The following is a 21,769-nucleotide window of genomic DNA, read 5'->3' on the forward strand; positions in this document are numbered from 1 at the left end:
TCGGCCACAGCCTCTTTTCGGAAATACGACGGGCCCCGAAAATCAGTGCCCTCTTACCGCCTGCACTGGGCTACCGGTCAAGCTCGTTCAATCAATGGCGAGCACATCTATCTTGGCAAGGTTAACTCGCTAAAAAGTCGTCAACGCGACGCTCGCTTGCTGGCGGAGATGTCGGAGGCTGGCGATCCGGATGATCTCCGATCGACTTGCCCGCTGATGAGTTCTGGCCGCTGAAGCTCAAGGCCGTTCGGCAACCCCTCGTCGACGACCGTCTTTGCCGGACCGAGATCAATAAACGTATCGGACGTATTAAGCGGGCCTTCAAATGGGCCGTCAGCGAAGAATTAGTTCAGCCTTCCATCCACGAAGGCTTGGAAACCGTTGGCGGTCTCAAATATAGCCGGACGGCAGCTCGCGAGTACGAACCCATCAAGCCCGAATGACAGGCAACGCCAATATCGACACATCTGCAACGAACGGAATTGCTAGACTTCCACGGACCACAGTTGCATTGGATGAAACAACCAGCAGCTGTCCTGCGGTCGACGCCTCAACATAAACATGCCGTATGAACTCAAAGGAGCCATTGAGCCGGCTACGCGCTTCAATCCTTGCTGGCGGTTGATACCCTGCTGCGCATCGCAACACCGGGATCACAAGTAGGTCCAACCGTTGGTTTACCAGTCTCCATGAGTATCCGGGAACAGAGGCAACTGGCGACGCGGATATGGTGCGCCGGAACCAACGCCTATAGTCCTCCTCCCGTTAATACGATACTCGTCAATATGCTCCACAGCCTTCGTGGGCCTATCCTGAATGCAACCGGCCAACTCCACAGGCGGTATGCGAAACCATGCGATCCAGATAGCAACGCCACCAGTCAGAATGAGAAGCTCAGCAAGCGAAAAGCGTTTAGGCATACGGTAAGTCGGCTGCGTCGAGGTCGGCGGCGCAATGTTGCTGGTATCTCGCCAGTTGACTGTTGCTCCAACCGCCAAAGTAGCGTGCCTTGGTCAGTTGACCAGCCTGGAGATAGAGACACCCATTACTTGGAAATCCCAGGATTGAGAGCGTGACGGGTAGACCTCTGCCCGACTCGCAAGGGCCGCCTTGAAGCGAGCTCTGATAGATGTCTGATGCGGCTTCGCAATCGTCGTTACGAGAGCGACCGACTTCGCAACCCCAGAACCTCGCCAGCAGCCATTCGCACGATCGCCCCAGGCCGTTATCCCCACAAGCAGGAAGCTAGAAAACCTTCGCAACCAAAAATTGGAAGCAAAAAAGTCTTCTGCCGCTACCACTATCCGCTATGCCTCGTGCAAACCGGGGCCGCAACGATGTTATTTGATAATTGCTGTCACATTTCGGTCACGGTCAAAGCAGAGCGGATCGCCACTAGTTGTGACCATGCATACGCGAAATCATCAACAAGTACGGGATCGTCGGGTCCGTCAGCGAATCGGTAAACTGCATCCGACTGCAGCCAGTTTATCACTTCGGCGTGCGGTTGGCCGGACGTGTCCCAAAAGGCGTTCGATAAACATCCCTTTGTGAGCAGGGTGTCACTATTATTCAGAATGAAGGCAGCGAGATGCCGTGTGGCGTTGTCAGTACGCTTTACGATCCAAGCATCGAGAAATCGCTGAACGGACGAAAGGGCGCTCGCCAATGAGCAAAGGACAGTATCAACTGAGTCCTCGAATGCACCAACGATGGGTTCATCAAGTTGATATTCCCAGTATTCGCAGAAGAACCGGTCCACAGAGTCTCGTTCACGTTGGGGCCACGAGTCGAATTGTGCGTATTTGAGTTTGCCAAACACTACAGCGAGATCGAGAAAGTCGTCACGATGCTCGATCGATAGTTCCAGGAGGCGTGGTAGAAAATGCTTGAAGTGCCGAACGTTACCCCACGTTGACATGGCTTTACGCGAGTAGCGTTCGAGATCCTCGTAGGTCAACTCGCGGAGCGGTGGGGCAGCGAGTTTTTCCGAATGTTCGGGGCCGACGCAACAATCACAGCCTGTGAAGTCGTCGCCGATTCGACAGTGGGCGAACGTTGCGTAGAGGTTCTCAATTGCTGCATGCATTGGAGTACGTCAGTCAAATAAGTACCGCGATCGCCCAGTCGCGGCGAACGATTTTCCATTATAAGAAATGACGACTCCACGCCTTGTGTGCATCGCGGGGTGCGGCGCAACCGTTGAGAGTGCGTCCGCGTTTGCAAAATCGCATTCTTCGATGAGTCGGTCATCTTCCAAGATACACCTCTGCAGTCTGAGTACTATCGCTAATGCGCACGGAAAAATGGTCGCCAAACATTTCCCGCTTTGCATCAAAGTGCACCCACCACCGTCGTTGGTCGTGCGAATCGTCGTAAACAACGGTCGGGGTGTTGTAGTCTTCGAGTCGCAGCCCTTCTTCGGTCGCAGTCTTCTTCGCGATCAAAAGTGCATCGGAGGAAGTCAGTTGCGATTTTCCCGGAGGCAACGTCGCAGCCGGTTGCCGCTCCTCCGGAGGCAACGTCGCAGCCGATTGACGCGATCTTTCGCATCCCACAACGAAAGGCAGTGCGATGAGAAGTGCGACCGTGATAAGACTGAACTGGAGCATGTTGTGTCGGACAACGGCGACATTCACCGAGAACGCGTGAACGACTTTGAAATAGCCACGTAATCCAGCTCGCCTTCTTCGGTGCAATTCATGGCACGCCGCCGGTTTGCGGTTTCGGTGTGCGTTTGAGGTAGTGGATACAGTCGGACCGAAACCAGATGTAACCAGTAGCGATCGTCAGCACGCAATATATCACGATCGTTGCCGGATGTGCCCCAGCGTCAAGTAATCGACGCGTGTCGAGAAAGCGGTCGCCCGATAGCCACGCCAACGCGAGGTAACCGCCATTCGCGATGAGGCAGAAGTCAGCGACGAACCATGCCCATCGCTTGCGGATGATCACCGCCAAGGAAATTGGGACAGCAATGCCCAGCATCGGGCCGGCCCAAAGCGTCACAAGCGGGTGCGGATCAGGAGAGTGCAAGCTATATGGCATGCGCCATGGAGCGAGGTCAAAATCGGTGAGCGTTGCGCCGCAGGTCATCCCACCGATAATGTGCCCGCATTCGTGTGAGAGGATCATCACCACCCATGAGGCCGCAAGTAGCATGGCGAAGATGACGAAGCGTCGCACCAATTTGCACTACCAATTGAGAGTCAGTTTGTCTTTGTCGGCGAACGAATCCATGTAAGCCCAAGGTTCGACGGGTGGAAGCCAATCGTTAAAACTGGCGGCGCAAACCCGTGATCCCGGCAGCTTGCGACTGCCGGTTACATTCATTCCACCCACCAAACACATGGACTTCATAGTCGCTGGCCATATCCAAGAGGCGGCGAACGATCTGCCACTTCAAAAACACGAATCCCGCCACTTCGGTTCATGGCTTGGCAACGCCATTTTGATTTACCATGTGCGCGGACAACTCCTTGGCAGCAGATGCAAGAGGATCCGCCGAGTCCCAACCATCCGCGTTGTAAACCACCATCCATTTTCCATCAATTTTAGAAAGCCAGTAAAACACACGGAATCGACGGTCGTCTCGATCGTCCGTGTTTCGGAAGACAAGTACGGACTCGTCTGCATCCACCCCTTTGGGAATGTACTGGCTAAGCTTCGAGTTCGGCTCGATCTCTGACAGTTTCAACCAATACCGGCGACTATCTGGAGCAAACTTAACAGGTTTGGCATCACGTAGCATTGCCCTCAGAGGACGCGTGCCTTGAAAAGTTGCGTCTTCGGTGACGATCTCTTCAAGCGGGCGATGAGACTTACCCTGGATTGCATTTTCAAGTTCGTCCACAACAAGTGTGACTTCTTGGTCTGTCGTTTCTGCTGCCTGGGTATCTTTGGCTTTGATGGTCAAGGTAGGTACGAACAAGAGCAACAACATAAACGAGCGGGTCGGTTTGAACATTTGTGCAAATTCCAGCATTAGCGTAACGAACACGTTGACCGGCCGCCGCCAATCAATTTTGACTTTAGAAACAACGCTACCAGCGACTCGGCGTCCAACGCATGGTTCGTCACCATTACGGAAAACAGGGGAGTTTTGCGTTGCACTTCATTGTACCCACTCAGTCCTCATTGTCGCTGAGGTACGTCCACATCATCTCACGCTCGCGATCGTCATCTGTGCCGAACACTCCATCGTCACCAGCGCTGACCCAGGCCATCGGTCGCCCCGGGATGTTTAGGCGCCGGACGGCGATAGGACGGTCCCAGGCATCGCGTCCAGAATGTAGCATTCGGATGCCGTGCTCGTATGTATTTGGTGTGAGCAGTTTTGGTAATTCCCACTCCGTTTGCGCAACGTAATCCTGCAGGTCGCGTAGTGTCTGTGGAGATTCACCACGTTCACGATAGTAATCGTACGACAAATATTGGCACACACGAAGCAATTCATCCGTCTTAGCGGGTCGAGCGTCATGTCCACGGGAGCATTCGGTTATCGTCGCCAGCGCGATCACGGTAAATGCACATTTGATGCTTAGTTTCGGTTCGGTGAAGACATCCAACACGATGAAGGCATCTAGCAAACGGGGGAGCATCCATTACAGGCCGAAGAACGGCCACGATAACCTATTCGCGGGAGTTAGTTTACAGTTGCCAGATCGCTCGGTTACCGGTTCTTCGGTTCCTCGACTGGTTCTTCCGTAACTTCTTTAGGTGACGTGACACGTGTCAGCAGCAGGCAGACCAAGCCCGCCCCAGGAGACAACTGCTTGGGAAGTTGTTCATGTTTTTCATGATTGGAAGCGAGCCATAGCACGTCTCCGTCTACCCTGAGTACGTTTCGGAATATCCCGTATGGAGGGTTCTCCATTCGAAGGTCGATGGTACCGGCTGCTTCGTCAACATCAGTAATAAAGAAGATCTTCGTAGATTGCTTCTCTTTTTGTGGTTCGAGAAAGCGGATCGAATATGACGAAATGCGTAAGATGCTCCCGACAGAGGTTTGCGACTTCGTATTCCGTTCCTTTAGCCACTCCTCGGATGGCTTTCCATCAATAAGCTCATTTTGAACTTTCCAGTCGCCTTTTAGATTCGCAACGAAAACTCGTTGGTCCTCTGATAGAGAGACTGGTTGGACAAGAAAAACTAGCGTAAACAGGAGTATCATTGATTGGCTTCCTGGCAGAACGGCGGCGATCACGTGGCGGCGACATTTGACCAACCACTTGTAACAACGCTGCCGCCGCTCTGTGTCCTCGCATGGTTCTGCATATTCTATGCGTGAATCACGACGGGGTGTACTTCAAGGCGACCTTCCTTGCACTTTGGGCAACGATCGCCCGGTGCCCAATCAACGGTGAGTGACGTTGCGTGGCAATCAGGGCAGGCGATTGTCGATACCAGATATACGATATCATCGACCCCAATGTTGGTTTGTGGTCCGCGTTCAGCAATGAACCCGACTCCAGTTGGCTCAAACTGGTAGCGCGTTCGTCGTCGTCCTTCCGGCTTTCGTTTGATCCGTCGACAAATCGAGATGGTTTCTCCCACTACGGGGCCCGTCGACGAATTGCAGACGCAAGCGAATGACGCAAGGCAGTCACAGCAAAGACACGTTGCTGCGCCGGTGTGGTGACTATGTCCGCCAAAGAAACGGAAATCGCAGGTGCCACATTGAAATCTGCGTGCCATGTTTAGTGTCAATCGATAGCAGAACGACGGTCGTCAGCGGGGACGGCGGTTTGATTGCCTATATGTAAACGCCCCATGCCGTCCTCCGGTGGACGTCATGGCTCGCCGGGTTAGCCGTCGGTGAACTTCAATCGTACCGATGCACCATCAGGCAAGTCTTTGATTTGTCGATGAAAGTCGCCGCAAAACCGTATCCGCTCGTCGATTGTGTTCGTAGCGATGTTTGAAACGACAAATTCACCACCGAGTATCGTGGGAATTTTGAAGTGATAACAGCGCCCCGCTGTGAGATCACACCCGATAGCTGCAAGCTCGCCCGCGAGTTTCGTGTAAAGAAGCACGTCGGCGTCGGCGTCATCCGCGAGGGCATCTGCGATTGCCGTTTGGATATCGCAGTACCGATAAAATGTGCCATTTTCAAGATCCAGTAGACCAAGGTCGATCCCGCTAACGAGGAAAACATCACCGAAGGAAGTCACGTGACGAGGCGAGCAATCAGGCGGAAGTAGCCAGCGCCATTCTGCGAGCGCGGAATGCCAGTCGATTGCAGGAAGTGGCAGCAAGTAATCGGATGGGTTCATACTGCAGTCGGATAACGGTGGAATTCACACGGTGGCGGTAACCGAGCACCCACGTCTAATAGCACGCCACCGCAACTCGCGTGCAGTTCTCTGGAAATCCCAGACGGACAGAGCGCGAGCATCAGTGGATTAGCTCTGAAAACGGATTCTTGCTTGTCGACACAACACACCGGTAGGAGTCGTCCTGAAATGAAAAAAGCCGATTGGGTTGCACAAACGAATCGTGGTTGTATTCGAATGATTCATCTGGTGAACCGACTCGAAAAACAACACTGGAATCCCTGGAATCTCCCGACAATGTGATTGTCCCGCTGACTTCGATTTCTGGCTTGTAGTAGTTAGGCAACGCGGCATAGAAAGGCACCTCTGGACAAATCGAAAATGTCGCTAGGCAATCATAATCAGACGGAGGATAGTCGGTTCGCATCACGTGCGCCACATAGCGGTTCGAATACAGATGAAGATAGTAGACGTCGGGTCTACATTGTGTTGCATATCGTACCGCGAGTGTCCCGCCAACAATTGCGATGATCAGAAGGAAGCATACGAGTGCGAATTTCATTCGCGTAGGAATCAGAAAGGGATAACGCAAGCGACCACCGGGTGACGGAACGAAGGCGTATCGGCGGTATAGTGCCGAAGGCACGCCACCGATACGCCGGAGCGGAGCTACTCCGGGGCATTTTCCTGGCTACCGGGTATCGGTGCGATTGACTTGGGCGGAAGAAAGCGAGAAAGCACGTGTGTAACGAATCCCAAAGGTCGCCACTTGGAATACTTCTGCTTCGGTGGGTTCATAACGGAGTAGGCGGCAGCTGAGACAGTCCCAGCAAGGTATCCTCCGATGAAGGCAGGGATCGAAAGCATCGCAAACATATCAAAGTCTCGTTCCCAAATTCCGCTAGTGGAATACAAGAACGCCACTTCGAAGACAAGAGCCGAAGCAGCGAAGCACCGGCGGTGGCCGTCGTACTCAATTGCTGCAACAGGAAGAACGCACAAGAGAATGAAGTGCAGAAATGACGCCAAAACGATCACGTAACCATCCAATCCTTCGGCCGCAATCAAAGACAGGCTTAGAGCGATAAACAGCGTGAAGAGCAGAAGGTTGCGAATTGAGTATTGTGTCATGCAAAATGGCAGGTGGAGGTGGGGGCACGCGTCGGATACGGTGAGCAGGTCGGTTTTCGGGGAGAACTTTGATCGGCGAACGGGCGCCGTCACCGGGCGGTGACGAAAAGGTTTCCATTGTCAAAACGCTCGACTTCGCCGCACCGGTTCACGGCTTTGCTATCCACGTTTTGACTTCAGTGTGGTCAAGTAGTCATCAAACGTGCTGTATGTAGTCACGACGAGATGGTCGTCGATTGTTACGTACTTGCCTCGATTTGCAAGCAGCTCGCACCACAACGTGTCGGCCAATTCAGGCGGCACGGCACAACGCAACGCCTTTTCGCAGGAGCCCTGATCCATGAATTCAAAATAACATTCGCAATCGTCATGTGATGAAAGCGTTGTTCCAGAGTCAATCGAACATTCAAAGTCGACAATTGAATGAGCCGCGTCGATAAAATGAACCGTCGTTTCGACACTCTGCGGCCCCGCTAAGTGATGAGGAAGCGCAGGCACAGTATCGGCGTATATGTGTCGTATCCGTATCTGAGAATCGGGAGGTGCGAGGCCCAGTCCCCCGGCCGTTGTGTAGTCGCCAAGGTAAAGGCAATGCTTTCCATCGCGAAGCTCATATAAGTAGACGTCTGGTGCTCGCATGATCTTCGCGGATAACGGCGGTCATAACCGAGGACCGCCAATGTGGATTCTATTTGTAAACGCGCCATGCGGTCCTTCGGTTCATGACATGGTTCTGGCTTTACTTAGCATACCATCGTGCCGTCGATCCGAGCGTCAATTCAATCTGTCCCACGTCCCGCGATTCGTCGCAATCCATTCGTTAAGATCCTTCTCTGCATTGGGGGCAGACGATGTGAGCCGCCCTTCACTCCGTTCGATCCTGTATGTCAGGAGCTTCAGTGTTTTGAGCTGCTCGAGATTCCCACCAAATGCTAGATGAAAATAATGCGCGAACAAAAGGCGTGGAATCTCATCCGTACCTGCAGAGTGGGCGTCTGCTATCATCTGAAACAATGCGACGACGTCAGCATCGTTGCGGGCATGGTCGCGCAATCTGGAGACGAGATCGGTTTCTGATCGGATCATTTCAAATGCGGATTCATGCCAGAACGTTAGAATTCACGGGGGCCGGGCGAACGACGTGCAAGCAGACCAGATCCTGCGACTCCCGTCGTCGCGTGCATTCCATGGTTCTTCGCGGTTCGGAAAGCGAATTTCGGTGTCACACATGATTGGGGATGATCTAAATTCCCCGATGTTCTTTATGCGAACACTATACTTCATCATCCGGTAGTTCAACGAAGCTCTCGGTGTGGTAGCCCGAATAGAGTTGTCCCGTTCGCTGGTCAGCTACAACGCAGTGGCCAGGCATATTCGGTATCTCACCGAAAAACACGTACGACCGACCGGCGACGAATGGATACTTCGAGTGGTATTCAATCGGCACGTTGTCGTAGTGAAAGCTAACCAAGCTCAAGAACCGAGGAGTAGATTGATACGGCTTATCTCCCAAGTCACTCATTTTGCGGTCCGGTGATCATAGTATTTTTTCGTCGAACGCTACCGATCAGCCGGCGGCGACGGCTGATCATCCACTTCAAGACGCCCGATATCACCGCTCGACTGCATCGGATGGTTCCCCGCAGTCACCGCGTCAGGCCGTCGGGGAGGCAGTGTCAAATACTTGCGGCCGGATTTACGTTGGCGACGCCGGGCTTCTTCCGCAATACGGTGGACGTCAAATCCCGATTGCGCACCAAGGCGATGCTTGATCTCGCGAATTGCGTCAGTTGGGTCAGGAATCATCTTCGGTCAACCTCAGTTGCTCAGGCGTGCAGAAGACAGGAGGTACATACCCCGCCTTGCGACACGTGTCACCAATCTTCCCTTGTAACTGCGGATTCAGAATATGTTCGAAGTTCCAGGTCACTATAAATTGTACACCGTGAACTGCTGCCGTGGGGATATGCAAAGCATCGCGAGGCTCAGTAGCGGGAACGGCGAGACGTTCCATCAATAGGTCGGCAAGGGCTTCTGCATCGCTAGATTGATCTAACAGCCCGTTGATTTTTGCATAAAGCGCCACATCAACCTTCGGACGCTGATCACGCGGCGATCGCGTTCTTAAATTCGGTATGGATGCAAATTGGATGCGTCCATGGCTTCAAGAGCCGCACAGTAGGCGCCCAGCCTGCCCAAAACACGCCAAACCGCGAGAAAGCTCGCTCGGCGAGCACCGCCAAGTACCTTGGTTTACCCGCACCGGTCAGTTTGCGCATGACCTGTCCCAAGTTGTGTGCTATCGCTGCGCTCATGTATCGCTTCTGCACCTTCTCGAGGCCGCGAAGCCATGTCCGACGAGCACCGCCGGTATCACATAAGTGAGCGAACGTGCGTTCGACTCGCTCACTGCGAAGACGCTGTAGTTTGCGGCCACGATTGCCTTTGGTATTTCGACGATTGCGTCGGTACGATCCTTCGCGTTCAGGAGTCTTATCGGTCCAAGTTCGATGACCTTTTCGCTCCGGTTCAGGAATGTAAGTCCGCGCGTTGCATTTGTTCTGAAGGTCATCCAGTGCCTGTTCGCTGTGATAGCCTTTATCGGCAACCACTTCTTCCACTTCCAGGTCCGTACCAGCTTTCTTCAAGTTCACTTTTGCCGCATTCACCGTATCCTCGATCGTGCTCGTGTCGCCTCGATCACCGTGGTAAACCTCGGCTGAAACGATCACATTTGTTTTCAAGTCGACCGCGTTCTCGGCCTTGTATTTCAGGTGAAAACGCCCGTCTTTCATCTTCCCAATGCGGGAATCTGGATCGGTTGCGCTTTCCCAATGCTCGTTGCTGACCTTCTTCTTCGACTTGCGTCCCTTATCAAATCGCCGCAGTTCTTCGTCCGTAGGATTCGTCTTCCCGGTCTCTTCGGCGTACAGCTTCCGGAGGTACGCCTGCCAGTCATCACCATTGTCTTTTCGGACAATGCTTTTGAGTGATGCGTTGGCTTCTAAATCAGTCGCGTCGACGCCCAGCGTCTTGCCGGCCAACAGTCCGTGATCAGCAGTCGCCTTGAGTATCAATTCGAAAGCGAGATTGTGAATCTCCATCGGGAGTCGATCGCGAGTGAGCGACAACGTGCTGTGGTCCGGCGTGGGCTCGTCGGGTGAATAGCCAAGTAACTTTGATAGCGATCGGCTGTCAGCGCATCGCCAAGCGATCCCGCGCTGAGAAGAAATGTCTTCAAAGTAACCAATGAAGATCATTCGGAAGTAGATGCCGGGCGCGAGGCCCTTGCGTCCAGTTTCCTCGTAGTAGGGTTTGGCAGCCTTTTCCAGCTTTTCGTCAAACCTGATTTCATTCAAAAGTTGATTCAAGCGATCGTAGAATGCGTTTCGCGGCGCGTTGCATAGCTTCTCGGTCGATATCCAAAATTCGCCTTGCTGCTCTCGCCGTCGTTTTCCCAGTGCCATCTCGGCTCCTCAAAATGTGGTTCGCACATCGTAGCCGATTCAGGCGAAAATCAACACGCTGCTAAGAGCGGAATGTCACGAATGAATCCGAGTCGCTCAACCGCTGCCTCAGGATCACCGTCAGCACATTCGTCAAGCGTAAGCTGGGACACAAAAACACGGTATCGGTTCGGTGCATCAGCCCACCAGTCACCAGTCACCAGTCACCAGTCACGAGTCACGAGTCACGAGTCAATTGCTGGCGGTCAGAAACAGAGGGCTTTGGATTGAGTCGTCCGGCGATGTTTCCGGCTCATCCGACTAAAGCGTGCGCCGGGTTTGAAGTCGCGGAAGTTACGACGGATGGATAAAAAAGTGTGGACATGCCATCCTTCAAAGAGAATTCTCACATCTTCTTTGCAGGAACGTACATGTCCACCTCCTTGTTGTATCACTCTTTCGGCATTCGTGGCTACCGGCAGACTCGAATCGAGCCCACCGGAGGCGTCACACGGTTCCATGTCCATCCAAATGAGAAGTCGATCTGTTGTTCCTCGTGCCAGAGCAGCAACGTGATCAAACGAGGCGTCACGCAACGTGAATTCAGGTGCTCTCCGATCGGATTGAAGCAGACCGTCATTGTCGCCACTTTGCCACGTCTGCAGTGCCGCGATTGCGGGGTCGTTCGTCAGATCAAGGTCGGCTTTGCCGATGCTCGTCGAAGCTACACCAAGAACTGGGCCAACTACGCATTGCAGCTCACTCGCAGCATGACAATCAAAGACGTTGCCGATCTTCTCGGTGTCACATGGGACGTGATCAAGGAAATCAAAAAAGACGATCTCAGGCGACGATTCGCCAATCCTTCCCTGAAAGATGTTCGCCGAATTGCGATCGACGAGATCTGCATCGGCAAAGGGCATCGCTACGTGACACTGGTAATGAACTTGGATAGTGGAGCGATTATCTTCGTGGGAGACGGGAAATCGGCTGAATCGCTGGTTCCCTTTTGGAAGCGCTTGGGGCGTCGGCGGCATCGAATCGAAGCGGTGGCAATGGACATGTCCTCGGCCTACATCTCGGCGGTGCGCGGGAACCTCCCCAAGGCCGACATCGTCTTTGACCGCTTTCATGTGGTGAAGTTGATGAACGAGAAGCTGACCACGCTGCGTCGACAACTGTACCAAGAGGCGACGGCCGACGAGAAATCGGTGCTCAAGGGGAGCCGCTGGTTGCTGCTGAAGAACCCTGAGAATCTGAGCGAGGATCGGGACGAAGAGGCTCACTTGGCAGCGGCGCTGAAGCTCAATGAACCGCTGGCCAAGGGATACTATCTCAAAGAGGAATTGCGTTTGTTTTGGGGGCACACCTTTCGATGGCCTGCGCAGTTGTTCTTGCGGTCATGGTGCAGGCGAGCGACCGCGACGGGACTCTCACCATTGAAGACGATGGCCAAAACTCTGACGCGGCTTGAGGAAGGGCTATTGAGTTATTTCAAACACCGGATTTCTTCTGGACCGATGGAGGGCACCAATAACAAAATCAAGACGCTCCAACGACAATCCTACGGCATTCGTGATCGCGAATACTTCGAACTACTGCTTTATTCGCTCCATCAGAAAAAGTACGCTTTAGTCGGATGAGCCTTCATCAAGCCGAATTGGTCCATTGTTTGGGATTGGGTTGATAAGAATGTTCCGCCCGAACAACTTGACGAAGGCTGGACCCAGTTGGCTCGCCAGTGGCTGGGAATGCTTCGAGAGACGCTGGGTGATAGCTACTTAGTCACCGAATCCCATAACTTTGCGTTGTTAGCAAGAAATGATGCTCGACTTTACAGTCGATTGCTGGCAAGTTGCGAGCACGCACGCCGAACCATCCTTGAAACGCTTCCGAATGTTGCTCGCGACGAAGGCTACGGCAAGCATGTGGTACTTGCGTTTGCAGATGCCGAAAGCTACTACGACTATGTTTCGGATTTCTATCCGGAAGAAGGTGACTTCGCACCCTCAGGAGGAATCTTTCTCGACCAAGGATATGGTCACTTTGCGATCTGTCTCGCTTATGGCAGTGACCATGAACGGGTCATCGCCCACGAATTGAATCACAATTTGCTCCGGCATTTGCCACTGCCGCTTTGGCTAAACGAAGGCATAACACAGGTGATGGAAGACTTAGTCGTTGGCAGCTCATACTTCATTACAGACCACCATATGGTGCGTCGCCACCGAGCGTATTGGACTCGGGAAATGATCGACGCATTCTGGTCGGGAGATTCCTTCTTTTCACCGGATGAAGGCCAGGCACTTAGCTACCACCTCGCTCAAGTTCTTTTCCGCAACTTCATGTCAGATTACCCAAAGCAGGTATCTCCGGTACTCAATGCGGCACACTACGCAGATGCCGGGGATGCGGCTTTCCGGCAGTTTTGCGGCGTTTCACTGGGTGATCGAGTTAGGCAATTTCTCGGTGAGGGTAACTGGGAACCAACCCGATCCTACTCCGAGATCGATTAAGACAAATCTTCTTTGATAGTCCACATGCACCCCAGGCAAATCGTCGCGAGCTATTTTCTCATCCAAGCCACCGGCACGGCCGCTTGGTGGATGTTGTTGAATGCGTACCCTCCGAGCGTCAAGTGGTTTCAGCCGATCGATTGGCCGTCGGAATCGCTGTTGTCGTTTTGGCTTGCCGACTTCGTGTTGATCATTGCGGGCTCGATCATCGCGGCGACCGGAGTCTTGCGGCGATCATGTTGGGCAGGCGACGTAGTGTGGGCGGTTGCCGTGGTGACGTTGTATCCGACGCTGGTGTGCCTGGCGACGAGCATGCAAACGGGTGAGGCTTGGATCGCATCGGCGATGATGGTCAGCATGGCGGGGTTGTCGCTGGCGATGGCGACGATTCATGGCACAGTCGATCAATCGGCAGCAACAATTCGCGTGACTGCGATGAATCGACCGGCGGCGGTGCTTTGGACACTGGGACAGACCATGATCTTTTGGAGCGTGTTCCTATGGGTTCTGCCGATGGGGATCGTTGAACTGGAACGCTACTGCGGCATCGACGGGTTCGGGCACGCGTTTCAATCACCCGCTTCGATCGGGCTGTTTGCCATGGCGTCGTGCCTTGGCCTATGGAGTGGCATCACGATGGCGACACACGGCAACGGAACGCCTTTGCCGACCGCAACGGCACGTCGGTTGGTGATCGCGGGACCGTACCAATTCGTGCGAAACCCCATGGCGGTCGCGGGCATCCTGCAAAGCCTCGCGGTCGGTTGGTACCTGGGCAGCTACGCGGTGATGGTCTATTCGCTGGCCGGTGCCGTGTTTTGGCACGTCGTGGTGCGTCCGGTTGAGGAGCTCGACCTCGCTGGACGATTCGGCGACGACTATCGGCGATACTGCAAAACTGTCAGCCTATGGTTTCCGAGACCTTGTTTGAGGAGGGAAGGCTGAACCTTTTGTGCCGATGCGTAGTCTTCGTCAGAATGGCACACCTAAGCTACAATAGCATCGGCTCGTCCGTGGGACTTTGAGGCAACTTCCGCATTAGCCTATGAAGCTGAAGAGCTCGTTGTTTCATATTATTCCCCGGACGAGCCATTCTTCTTGAGCCCGCAATGTCCGAGCAGATCACAAAACAAAACCGAGACGACGTATACGCCGCACAAAGAGAAGCGAGTGAGCGTGAAGACCTCGTGATGTTTACCAATGCGTGTTTCGCGTCGACCGGTCAGACCGAACACTATTCCAGTCGGCAAAGCGGCAAGGTTTCGATTGACTTCCTGCACGGCTACGTTCTGGCAAATTATCGAACCGTCTATCGGCGTGTCTTGGCGGCTGGAGTCAACGACTTCAATCGGGCGAGAATCGTGATGAAGTTGCTCGCGATCGGTGCACCGGAAAATCCAGTGGATCGAGCCGAGGAAGGTAGGCTGATTGCGGTGACGCTGCGTAGTTTGCCCGCCAATCGCGTCTTCGCATTGTTCGCCAGTCTACGAAAACTCAAAATCAACAATCGTCGGACCCGCGCAGTCGTACGTGACTACTTGAAACGACGAAACGACCCTGCGTTTGATGCAGTGAAGTACCGCAGCAAGTTGCGCGCTGTTGCACGTCACGCTCATCTCGAGCTCAATGGGGAGACGGGGCGTTTCATATTTTTGCTGAAGGATCAAAAACATTTTGAGACGCCTCTGTACGATGCGTTTCTTCGTGCCCATTACGCCAAGCAAGCAATCTATGAGTTGCCATTTTCGATCGCAGAGGGCTTCGCGGCTCGTCACAGAATTCCACGCGTTGAATTCTTGCGTAAAATCCAACGGCAAATGACGCATGCCGAGAAGCAGCGTGTGCAATCAGCGGCCGCGCGGCTGGGTGTAGCGACGCCGGGCGTCGACCTCTCTCGTATGCCCCTAACAAAGCTTGCTTTGTACGTTCTTTCACTGCCGGATGATGAACGCAGATCCCGCGCACTCGAATTCCATGACTTGCTTCGCGCATCGGCTAGGCGTGTGTTGCGAAAAAGACCGATTCAGTTAGGAAAGGTCGCCATCGTGCTTGACCGAAGTCGATCGACGTGCGGCTCGCGAGAAAAGCGACTGAGACCGCTCGCAGTCGCCATTGCCATCCACTATTTAATCGGCCAGAGTACCGATGAAATGCGGGCGTTCTGGACGCCTTCGCGAAACGAAGCGACCGACACCACCACGAATGAGGACCATGTGTTTCTGTTCGAATCGGGTGGGCAAACAGATCTTGCGACACCACTTCTACTCGCCATCGAGTGGCGGCCCGATAACATCGTGATCATTTCGGACGGTTTTGAGAACGCTCCGGTCGATGCGTGCGGCCAGATCGTCTTTGCTTATCGAGAACGTTTGTCACGTGCTCATCCTATTGCCTTCATCCATGCAAATCCTGTGTTCGATCCTGATCACTTCTCACCGAAGCCACTTGGCAACGCATTGAATACGATCGGCCTACGCGATGCGGAGGATCTCGGTGCGTCGATGGGTTTCGCAAAGTTTGCATCAGGTGAGGCGTCGCAGACGCAATTGGAGGAATACTTAGGAAGGTTGACCGACGACTTGATTGGAGGCATGGATGAGTGACCGACGGCGAACAATGACCGGGCTGAGCCTTTCAGGTCTTGCAATGGCGCCGCCTCAAGTACTCGGTGGCATTCGGTTGGTTCCGCTCATTCGCCAAGAAAGCCGAAATGACCTTCGCTTATCTCGCAGGGCGCATTCCGAAGATTTCGGGTTTGTTGAAGTCAATCCTAAATCGATTCATACTGCCTATGTGCCTCACGGATTGGTGGCGAACTGGACAGCCGATGGTGGTGCGGTCTTCGGATCACAAATGTCGCAGTCGGGAAAAACGAAAGATGGAAAGTCGTATGGCCAGTACATCACCGCTCGTGGTCTTAAGAAGTTGGGATTGCGAAAGATGACGCGTCGTGAGGGCCGTCACCGACTGCGTTTCATGCCGTTGCACGTTGCGATGGAAGGTCTGCTCGCACTGCACTTCGGTGGCCCTGATATTGCTTGGACGGAGTATTCGGAATCGGTTATGCGTCGGGGACTTTCGCCGCGCAGTGAATTCGTGGTACCGGGTGAAGAGATTGCCGGACTCGAGGACGCGCTGCGTTTGTTTGAGGTTCACGATAACCAAGTTGGCATGCTCGTCTTTGTCGCGGAGGCGTTGGCTTCGGCGTTTGTATTGCCTCATCCAGATGACTACGCATCTTTGCACCACACACTGCTCTCTGATTTCTACGGCGAGCTGATCTGGCACTATGGTTTGTGGGCAACCGAGACCGTGGTGTCGCCTGATCCAATTGATGTCGATTCGATCAACAACACAGCAGATCTGCGACGTGAAGTCGATCGGCTACGTGAGCGTTGGAATGGGATCAACGAAATGATGTCGCCTGCTCTGTCGGAACGGAATTACCACAGCGAACAAGTATGTCGGTTCAAGCCATTTAACCTTGAGCGGTTTATCACGGATCTAGATCCAGCTAAAGAGAACCATATCGGCGAGGCAATTTACGCAGACGATGGGACGTTACAATACTTGAAAACCTACCGAATGTCATCGACGCAAACGCGGCGAGCCTACCTGCTGAGCCAATTGGCGGACCATGGCTGGGATCTTGAGCAGTGCGCGGCGGCACTGGGTTGTAGAAAAAGTGAATTGGTCCTGCGGCTTGAAAACGCGGGCTTCGGGTATCTGCTGCATCAACATGTCCTGGACGGAGCGCGTGCTACGGAGAAACGAATATTGAAGTAGCGACGCCTCCTTTTCGCATGTGGCGATGCTTGGGGTGCGTGTGGTATCTAGCAAAGGCTCGCAAAAGTCGCTTCCAGGCCTTGCGTTGCATTGCCCAAATGGGGCAACTACGCGATGCGTCCGGTAGAAGAGGCGGACCTGAAGTCGCGTTTTGGTGAGGCGGACGATGACTATCAGCGGCGGGTGCGTCTCTGGATACCTACTTTCGGTCACAACGCAACTCAAATCATGAACACAGACGAACGGGAATGCAGATAATAAAAACATTTGAAGAAGCCTTTCAGTTCGTGATGGACCGTAAGGTTTGCACGATATTCGGCAGCAAAGGCTCACCACACCCATCGCTGTGGGACAATACGGCACTCTCTGAAAAAAAGCCGAAGGCGGGGGGATGGAGCCCGAAAGTCATGGCTGTTTGGGACTGGAAAACCCGCATTCCGCAGACCTACCCTGAATTGGTCTACTACGGAAAGATTAAAGGTGGCGATGCGGTGATGATGGAAATGCAATACTTCCGCGAAACGCATTACCCGGCCTCGTTTAAGCCGGTAAGCGATCTGGATGAACTTGCGCAGCAAGTCTACGAGTTCATTCGTTTGGAGCCTGCGTTCACCGGGCTACTGCGAAAGCGAGCCATTGAACAATTCGGTTGCACGAAGAGCCAGTTTGACACCGCGATCAAGAAACTACAGATCAGTCTCAACATCGTTCGCTCCAACGATCCGTCACTGAAGAATGATTTTTGGCTGAGCATGCGAGAGGTGCACTTGGACTTGGTCAACCGATACGAGATCAACTCATCGAACGAGCCAGCCAAAGACGGACGAGCAGATCGTTGAGTGCGGCGTGTGCCGACGGCATCTCGGGAAGTTTGCTGGCTTCGTAGGCCGACTCGAGTTCGGAGGTGAGTCGCTCGTATTCTCGGGTGTGGAAATCCAGATCGGCAGCTTGAAGCGTTCCTTTCTCGGGTCCGGTTTGCTTTTGGGCGATGAGGTCGTCGAGATAACTGAGCTTGGCGGTTTCGCTTAAGGTGACGAGGTTGGCTTCGACTTGGCCGGTCCGCATCAGATGGATGCCAGTCAGCAGCACACGATAGACGTACAGCAGCGGCTTGACGCGCGGCGGTGAATCCTTGGCGAACAGTTTCCACTGCCTCGCCGTGAAGCCGAGGTAGTGATGAGCGTGATGCTGTGTGATGCCGTCGGCTGCGATGGACTTGAGTTCGTCATGCTCGGGTGTGGCGAACACCACAAGCGGTGAAAAGATCTGCTCAAGCACGTAACCATTGCGACGAAGCATTAAGCCAAAGAACTTTGCCGCGTCGTGGGTGACGAGATCGATTTCCAGGCCATCATACAGGCCTTCTTTTTCAACGGTTTGCTCGCCTTCATCGAGACCGACGACGGTCACAAGCGGCAGCAGGTGTACGCCGCGCAGGTATGGAAATCTCAAATTGTAAGGAATTGAGGCATTCCGTGCGTGGCGGGTTCGTGCGTTCGTTGCATTGGCTTGTCATTGACCATTGACCGGGGATGGATCCGGGGGCGCTGTTGTCCGCGTTTGGTCTCGAGTCCGTGACTTGGCGGGTACTGGCGAGATGACTACTAGGGAGAAGGCGAATGAAAGACCAAAGTCTTCAGCAAGATGGATTCTGTTTGTTGGAGCAAGCGGTTACGCCAGAAACTGTCCAACGCATGTTGGCATCTTTCGCGAGACATTCAACGTCGATTCGGAGGGCGCCCGAGTACGTTCCAATCACTGATTGAGCTCAACGCTATTCTGTTGCACTGGGAAGCCGGGTTACTTGGAGCAAAGGATTTCGTTCTCCGCCTTGAGGTAGCGAATCTGCTGCGACAGTTCCTGCCGCGTCACCACTTCATGCAGTGTCAAAAGTGGGTGGACGATGTTGATCATCGAGGGCAAAAAGCCTTGGAAATCCGGCAACAGTAAGAGTAGCAGAGAGTTTGTGTCTCGCCGAAGCGATGTGCCTCCTCCAGGAGGCTGATTCCAGTCGCCTCACAGCAAGATGTTCGGAGGGTGAGGCTCTTTTTTGTTTCCATACGCTTTTGCAAATTGACGTCCGTAGGTTCTCCATATTGTGCCATCGGTTCGACATCGTCGTACCCACCTGCGGTGAGATTCGCGATTTATCTGTCAACTTTTTTGCCCAGGGCGTTTGGGCCTACGGCCTTTGTTGTGAAAACGAACACTGATCCGCTTCCTTCTTGGCTTTCTTGAAGCACCACCGTGCCGCCGTGAGCTTCCGCAATCCACTTGGTAATCGCCAGTCCTAAGCCACTACCTCGGCCGGTCACGAACGAACGTGCCTGATCGACTTGATAGAACCGCTCAAAAACATGTGGTTGGTCCGATTCCGGAATACCGTACCCAGTATCCGCCACGACAAGCTTCGCCAAACCGGATGCCTCCGCTACCGTCACCTCTATCGCTCCACCCGTTTGATTATAGTTGACTGCATTTGATATCAGGTTAACGACTGCCTCTCCGAGCCGATTTCGATCGCCCATGACCAGCACGGGCGTCAGATTCACAGTGAGCGTCAGTCGTTGTTGTTCGACAAGCGTCGTTAGCAGGTCGCAGGCATCCCTCGCGATACCGCTGAGATCTACTAGCTCGATATTGAGAGATAGTTGATTTGCATCCACGCGTGCAAACGTGAGCAAGCCATCGACGACCCCCTTCATTCGAGTTGCCGCACGGGCAATCACCTCCAGGGCTTCTTGATACTCACGATCAGATCTCGGGCGCTTTAGCGCCAATTGAGACTGGGCCAGGATGGTTGAAATTGGCGTTCGCATTTCGTGCGAAGCGTCCGCCGTAAAGCGCGTCTGTCGATTGAATGATCTCTGCAAACGATCGAATGCGCCATTAATCATACAAGAGAGATCAGAAAGCTCGACTTCCATGCAAGACACGTCGATTCGTTCGGATAGATTTGACGCCGAAATCGCAGCCGCGGCCCTGCTGATGCGTCCGATTGGCGCCAACGCCTTGCCCGCTATGAGCCAACCGCCGGCGAGCGAGACCAGTAGTGCGACGAGCCCTACAAACACTCCCGTCGTTGCGAGTTGGCGTAACTGATGATACTCGCGGGACATGCTTCGCCCGACGAGAACGATGGATTCCGCCGGCCCAGCGACGCTTAATTCCCGACAGCCATCACGGAAGCGGCCACCGATCGAGCTAGGATACGGAATATCCAGGCCGGGACTCGAACTGTCGACCTCCCTTGTTCTTGGTTCCAGATTCGATAATAGGGGGCATGATCTTCCTCTTGCCGGAAGGGCCGGCTTTGCTCTGGACGCATCTCAAAAACAAACTTCCCGTCTAAAGTAGGTGTAAGCGAGGACGCGAGTTCCAGTGCCTGCTGTTCAAGCAGGTAGTCGGTTTCGCGGGTAACCGAATGCGAGACGTTGACATAGGCGAGCAGGTAGGCCAACGACGTCACGACGGTGACGACGAGCGTATACCAAGCCAGAATTCTCCAGCGGATGGACCTAAACAGCACGGATGATGTAGCCCTCCCCGCGTCGTGTCTCGATCAGATTAGATCCAAGTCTCTTGCGGAGATTCGCAATATAGACGTCGACTACGTTAGAGAGCGTATTGTCTTGCTCGCCATAGACTCGATCATAGATCATACCGCGCGTTACCAGTTCGCCACGGCGGATCAGCAATAGATGCAGGATGGCGTACTCTTTTGCGGTGAGGGGCACAAGCATTCCCTGTTTATAAACTTCACGTGACACGCTATTGACTTCAATATCGCCGATCTGAATGACCGGTGCCGGCTTACTTGCCGAGCGACGTATCAGTGCGCGAACTCGCGCAATCAATTCATCCAGGTCGAAGGGCTTTGTGAGGTAGTCATCAGCCCCGAGATTCAGCCCTTCAATCTTACTTTCAGTCGCATCTCGCGCGGTGAGGATGAGAACAGGAGTTGGCATGGTTTCTCGCAACGTTCTGAGAACGTCAGTGCCGCCCATGATTGGCAGCATCAGATCGAGCATGATTAAGTCATATTCTTCATTCTGCGCTTTGTGTACGCCCATCGCACCATCATACGCCACCTCCACAGAGAACTCATACTCACGCAATGCTCTTGCGGTCACTTCTGACAAGTCGTTGTCATCTTCGATCAACAATAATCTCACGCTTCACATCCTCCCGAACCGCTGAACGGCAATCAATTCCACTCTTCCAATGCTTCCACGTCAAAATCATCAAAGAACGTGACGGCGTCGGTTTGCGTCCAGAGTCCCACCCGCCCTCCTCGAAAAAAATGTTGATCTTGCTCGATAATGAACGCCTCACCGTCGAGATATACCTTCACGATGAGGCCACGGTGTTCCACTCGAAGTCTGTACCATTCGTAGGATTTGATCGGGATCTTCTCGCTCACCCCAAACTGGACACGATTCCCGTTCACGACGCGATAGAGCCGAATTCGTTGAACTGAAAAATGGCTCATCCGACTAAAGCGTGCGCCGGGTTTGAAGTCGCGGAAGTTACGACGGATGGATAAAAAAGTGTGGACATGCCATCCTTCAAAGAGAATTCTCACATCTTCTTTGCAGGAACGTACATGTCC

The 21,769-nt window shown here is 53.6% G+C and carries 27 protein-coding genes; 7 read left to right on the top strand and 20 right to left on the bottom strand.

The window, feature by feature from the left end:
* Nucleotides 1–206 precede the first annotated feature (206 nt).
* Complete coding sequence (locus tag Poly21_RS12330) at nucleotides 207–443, top strand: hypothetical protein (protein WP_146407327.1); 237 nt, start codon at nucleotides 207–209, stop codon at nucleotides 441–443.
* Between the two features lie 914 nt (nucleotides 444–1,357).
* Here Poly21_RS12330 and Poly21_RS12335 read toward each other — a convergent pair.
* From Poly21_RS12335 to Poly21_RS12395, 15 genes are all read right to left on the bottom strand, one after another.
* The gene (locus tag Poly21_RS12335) at nucleotides 1,358–2,089 is read right to left on the bottom strand and encodes a hypothetical protein (RefSeq protein ID WP_146407328.1); all 732 of its coding nucleotides are present in this window, start codon (nucleotides 2,087–2,089) and stop codon (nucleotides 1,358–1,360) included.
* Between the two features lie 160 nt (nucleotides 2,090–2,249).
* Nucleotides 2,250–2,612 (bottom strand): hypothetical protein, encoded by a 363-nt coding sequence (locus Poly21_RS12340; RefSeq protein ID WP_146407329.1) that lies wholly within the window; start codon nucleotides 2,610–2,612, stop codon nucleotides 2,250–2,252.
* Nucleotides 2,613–2,700: 88 nt separating this feature from the next.
* Complete coding sequence (locus Poly21_RS12345; protein WP_302118769.1) at nucleotides 2,701–3,186, bottom strand: hypothetical protein; 486 nt, start codon at nucleotides 3,184–3,186, stop codon at nucleotides 2,701–2,703.
* A 9-nt stretch (nucleotides 3,187–3,195) separates the two neighbouring features.
* Nucleotides 3,196–3,360: a hypothetical protein gene (locus Poly21_RS27470; RefSeq protein WP_302118770.1), complete on the bottom strand. Its 165-nt coding sequence runs from the start codon at nucleotides 3,358–3,360 to the stop codon at nucleotides 3,196–3,198.
* A gap of 70 nt (nucleotides 3,361–3,430) precedes the next feature.
* Nucleotides 3,431–3,967: a hypothetical protein gene (locus Poly21_RS12350; RefSeq protein ID WP_146407330.1), complete on the bottom strand. Its 537-nt coding sequence runs from the start codon at nucleotides 3,965–3,967 to the stop codon at nucleotides 3,431–3,433.
* Between the two features lie 160 nt (nucleotides 3,968–4,127).
* The gene (locus Poly21_RS12355) at nucleotides 4,128–4,601 is read right to left on the bottom strand and encodes a hypothetical protein (RefSeq protein ID WP_146407331.1); all 474 of its coding nucleotides are present in this window, start codon (nucleotides 4,599–4,601) and stop codon (nucleotides 4,128–4,130) included.
* A 71-nt stretch (nucleotides 4,602–4,672) separates the two neighbouring features.
* A complete protein-coding gene (locus Poly21_RS12360) occupies nucleotides 4,673–5,173 on the bottom strand; it encodes a hypothetical protein (RefSeq protein WP_302118772.1) in 501 nt (166 codons plus the stop codon).
* A 634-nt stretch (nucleotides 5,174–5,807) separates the two neighbouring features.
* Nucleotides 5,808–6,278 (bottom strand): T6SS immunity protein Tdi1 domain-containing protein, encoded by a 471-nt coding sequence (locus Poly21_RS12365; RefSeq protein WP_146407333.1) that lies wholly within the window; start codon nucleotides 6,276–6,278, stop codon nucleotides 5,808–5,810.
* Nucleotides 6,279–6,947: 669 nt separating this feature from the next.
* Nucleotides 6,948–7,409 carry a hypothetical protein gene (locus Poly21_RS12370; protein ID WP_146407334.1) on the bottom strand — a complete coding sequence of 154 codons (462 nt, stop codon included), beginning with the start codon at nucleotides 7,407–7,409 and terminating at the stop codon, nucleotides 6,948–6,950.
* Nucleotides 7,410–7,568: 159 nt separating this feature from the next.
* Nucleotides 7,569–8,048: a hypothetical protein gene (locus Poly21_RS12375; protein WP_146407335.1), complete on the bottom strand. Its 480-nt coding sequence runs from the start codon at nucleotides 8,046–8,048 to the stop codon at nucleotides 7,569–7,571.
* A gap of 135 nt (nucleotides 8,049–8,183) precedes the next feature.
* Nucleotides 8,184–8,495 (bottom strand): hypothetical protein, encoded by a 312-nt coding sequence (locus Poly21_RS27475; RefSeq protein ID WP_302118773.1) that lies wholly within the window; start codon nucleotides 8,493–8,495, stop codon nucleotides 8,184–8,186.
* Between the two features lie 187 nt (nucleotides 8,496–8,682).
* Nucleotides 8,683–8,931, bottom strand: a complete 249-nt coding sequence (locus Poly21_RS12380) for a hypothetical protein (protein WP_146407336.1) — start codon at nucleotides 8,929–8,931, stop codon at nucleotides 8,683–8,685.
* A 38-nt stretch (nucleotides 8,932–8,969) separates the two neighbouring features.
* Nucleotides 8,970–9,215 (bottom strand): hypothetical protein, encoded by a 246-nt coding sequence (locus tag Poly21_RS12385; protein WP_146407337.1) that lies wholly within the window; start codon nucleotides 9,213–9,215, stop codon nucleotides 8,970–8,972.
* Nucleotides 9,205–9,423 (bottom strand): PIN domain-containing protein, encoded by a 219-nt coding sequence (locus Poly21_RS12390; protein ID WP_302118774.1) that lies wholly within the window; start codon nucleotides 9,421–9,423, stop codon nucleotides 9,205–9,207. The genes Poly21_RS12385 and Poly21_RS12390 overlap by 11 nt, the downstream gene beginning before the upstream one ends.
* Before the next feature lie 91 nt (nucleotides 9,424–9,514).
* A complete protein-coding gene (locus tag Poly21_RS12395) occupies nucleotides 9,515–10,876 on the bottom strand; it encodes a transposase (RefSeq protein WP_302118775.1) in 1,362 nt (453 codons plus the stop codon).
* A gap of 410 nt (nucleotides 10,877–11,286) precedes the next feature.
* Here Poly21_RS12395 and Poly21_RS12400 point away from each other — a divergent pair, with 410 nt between their 5' ends.
* The 6 genes from Poly21_RS12400 to Poly21_RS12425 all read left to right on the top strand — a co-directional run bounded on the left by Poly21_RS12400 (nucleotide 11,287) and on the right by Poly21_RS12425 (nucleotide 17,996).
* A complete protein-coding gene (locus tag Poly21_RS12400) occupies nucleotides 11,287–12,498 on the top strand; it encodes an ISL3 family transposase (RefSeq protein ID WP_146408645.1) in 1,212 nt (403 codons plus the stop codon).
* A gap of 108 nt (nucleotides 12,499–12,606) precedes the next feature.
* A complete protein-coding gene (locus Poly21_RS12405) occupies nucleotides 12,607–13,371 on the top strand; it encodes a hypothetical protein (RefSeq protein WP_302118776.1) in 765 nt (254 codons plus the stop codon).
* A 24-nt stretch (nucleotides 13,372–13,395) separates the two neighbouring features.
* Nucleotides 13,396–14,316: a methyltransferase family protein gene (locus Poly21_RS12410; RefSeq protein ID WP_146407340.1), complete on the top strand. Its 921-nt coding sequence runs from the start codon at nucleotides 13,396–13,398 to the stop codon at nucleotides 14,314–14,316.
* 164 nt (nucleotides 14,317–14,480) lie between these two features.
* Nucleotides 14,481–15,974 (top strand): vWA domain-containing protein, encoded by a 1,494-nt coding sequence (locus tag Poly21_RS12415; protein WP_302118777.1) that lies wholly within the window; start codon nucleotides 14,481–14,483, stop codon nucleotides 15,972–15,974.
* Between the two features lie 13 nt (nucleotides 15,975–15,987).
* Complete coding sequence (locus Poly21_RS12420) at nucleotides 15,988–17,157, top strand: ARPP-2 domain-containing protein (RefSeq protein ID WP_436967510.1); 1,170 nt, start codon at nucleotides 15,988–15,990, stop codon at nucleotides 17,155–17,157.
* Nucleotides 17,158–17,405: 248 nt separating this feature from the next.
* A complete protein-coding gene (locus Poly21_RS12425) occupies nucleotides 17,406–17,996 on the top strand; it encodes an AlkZ-related protein (protein WP_302118779.1) in 591 nt (196 codons plus the stop codon).
* Here the strand turns inward: Poly21_RS12425 and Poly21_RS12430 are convergent.
* The 5 genes from Poly21_RS12430 to Poly21_RS12450 form a co-directional block, all read right to left on the bottom strand.
* Nucleotides 17,950–18,609 carry a nucleotidyltransferase domain-containing protein gene (locus Poly21_RS12430; RefSeq protein ID WP_302118780.1) on the bottom strand — a complete coding sequence of 220 codons (660 nt, stop codon included), beginning with the start codon at nucleotides 18,607–18,609 and terminating at the stop codon, nucleotides 17,950–17,952. The genes Poly21_RS12425 and Poly21_RS12430 overlap by 47 nt on opposite strands.
* A 695-nt stretch (nucleotides 18,610–19,304) precedes the next feature.
* The gene (locus tag Poly21_RS12435) at nucleotides 19,305–20,276 is read right to left on the bottom strand and encodes a sensor histidine kinase (RefSeq protein WP_146407343.1); all 972 of its coding nucleotides are present in this window, start codon (nucleotides 20,274–20,276) and stop codon (nucleotides 19,305–19,307) included.
* Nucleotides 20,277–20,320: 44 nt separating this feature from the next.
* Complete coding sequence (locus tag Poly21_RS12440; protein ID WP_146407344.1) at nucleotides 20,321–20,686, bottom strand: sensor histidine kinase N-terminal domain-containing protein; 366 nt, start codon at nucleotides 20,684–20,686, stop codon at nucleotides 20,321–20,323.
* On the bottom strand, nucleotides 20,676–21,332 hold the full coding sequence (locus Poly21_RS12445) for a response regulator transcription factor (protein ID WP_146407345.1): 657 nt from the start codon (nucleotides 21,330–21,332) through the stop codon (nucleotides 20,676–20,678). The genes Poly21_RS12440 and Poly21_RS12445 overlap by 11 nt, the downstream gene beginning before the upstream one ends.
* Before the next feature lie 32 nt (nucleotides 21,333–21,364).
* Nucleotides 21,365–21,769: hypothetical protein (locus tag Poly21_RS12450; protein WP_302118781.1), on the bottom strand; the 405-nt coding region annotated here is incomplete at its 5' end.

It is taken from the genome of Allorhodopirellula heiligendammensis (genome assembly GCF_007860105.1).
GTDB classification, from domain to species: Bacteria; Planctomycetota; Planctomycetia; order Pirellulales; family Pirellulaceae; genus Rhodopirellula; species Rhodopirellula heiligendammensis.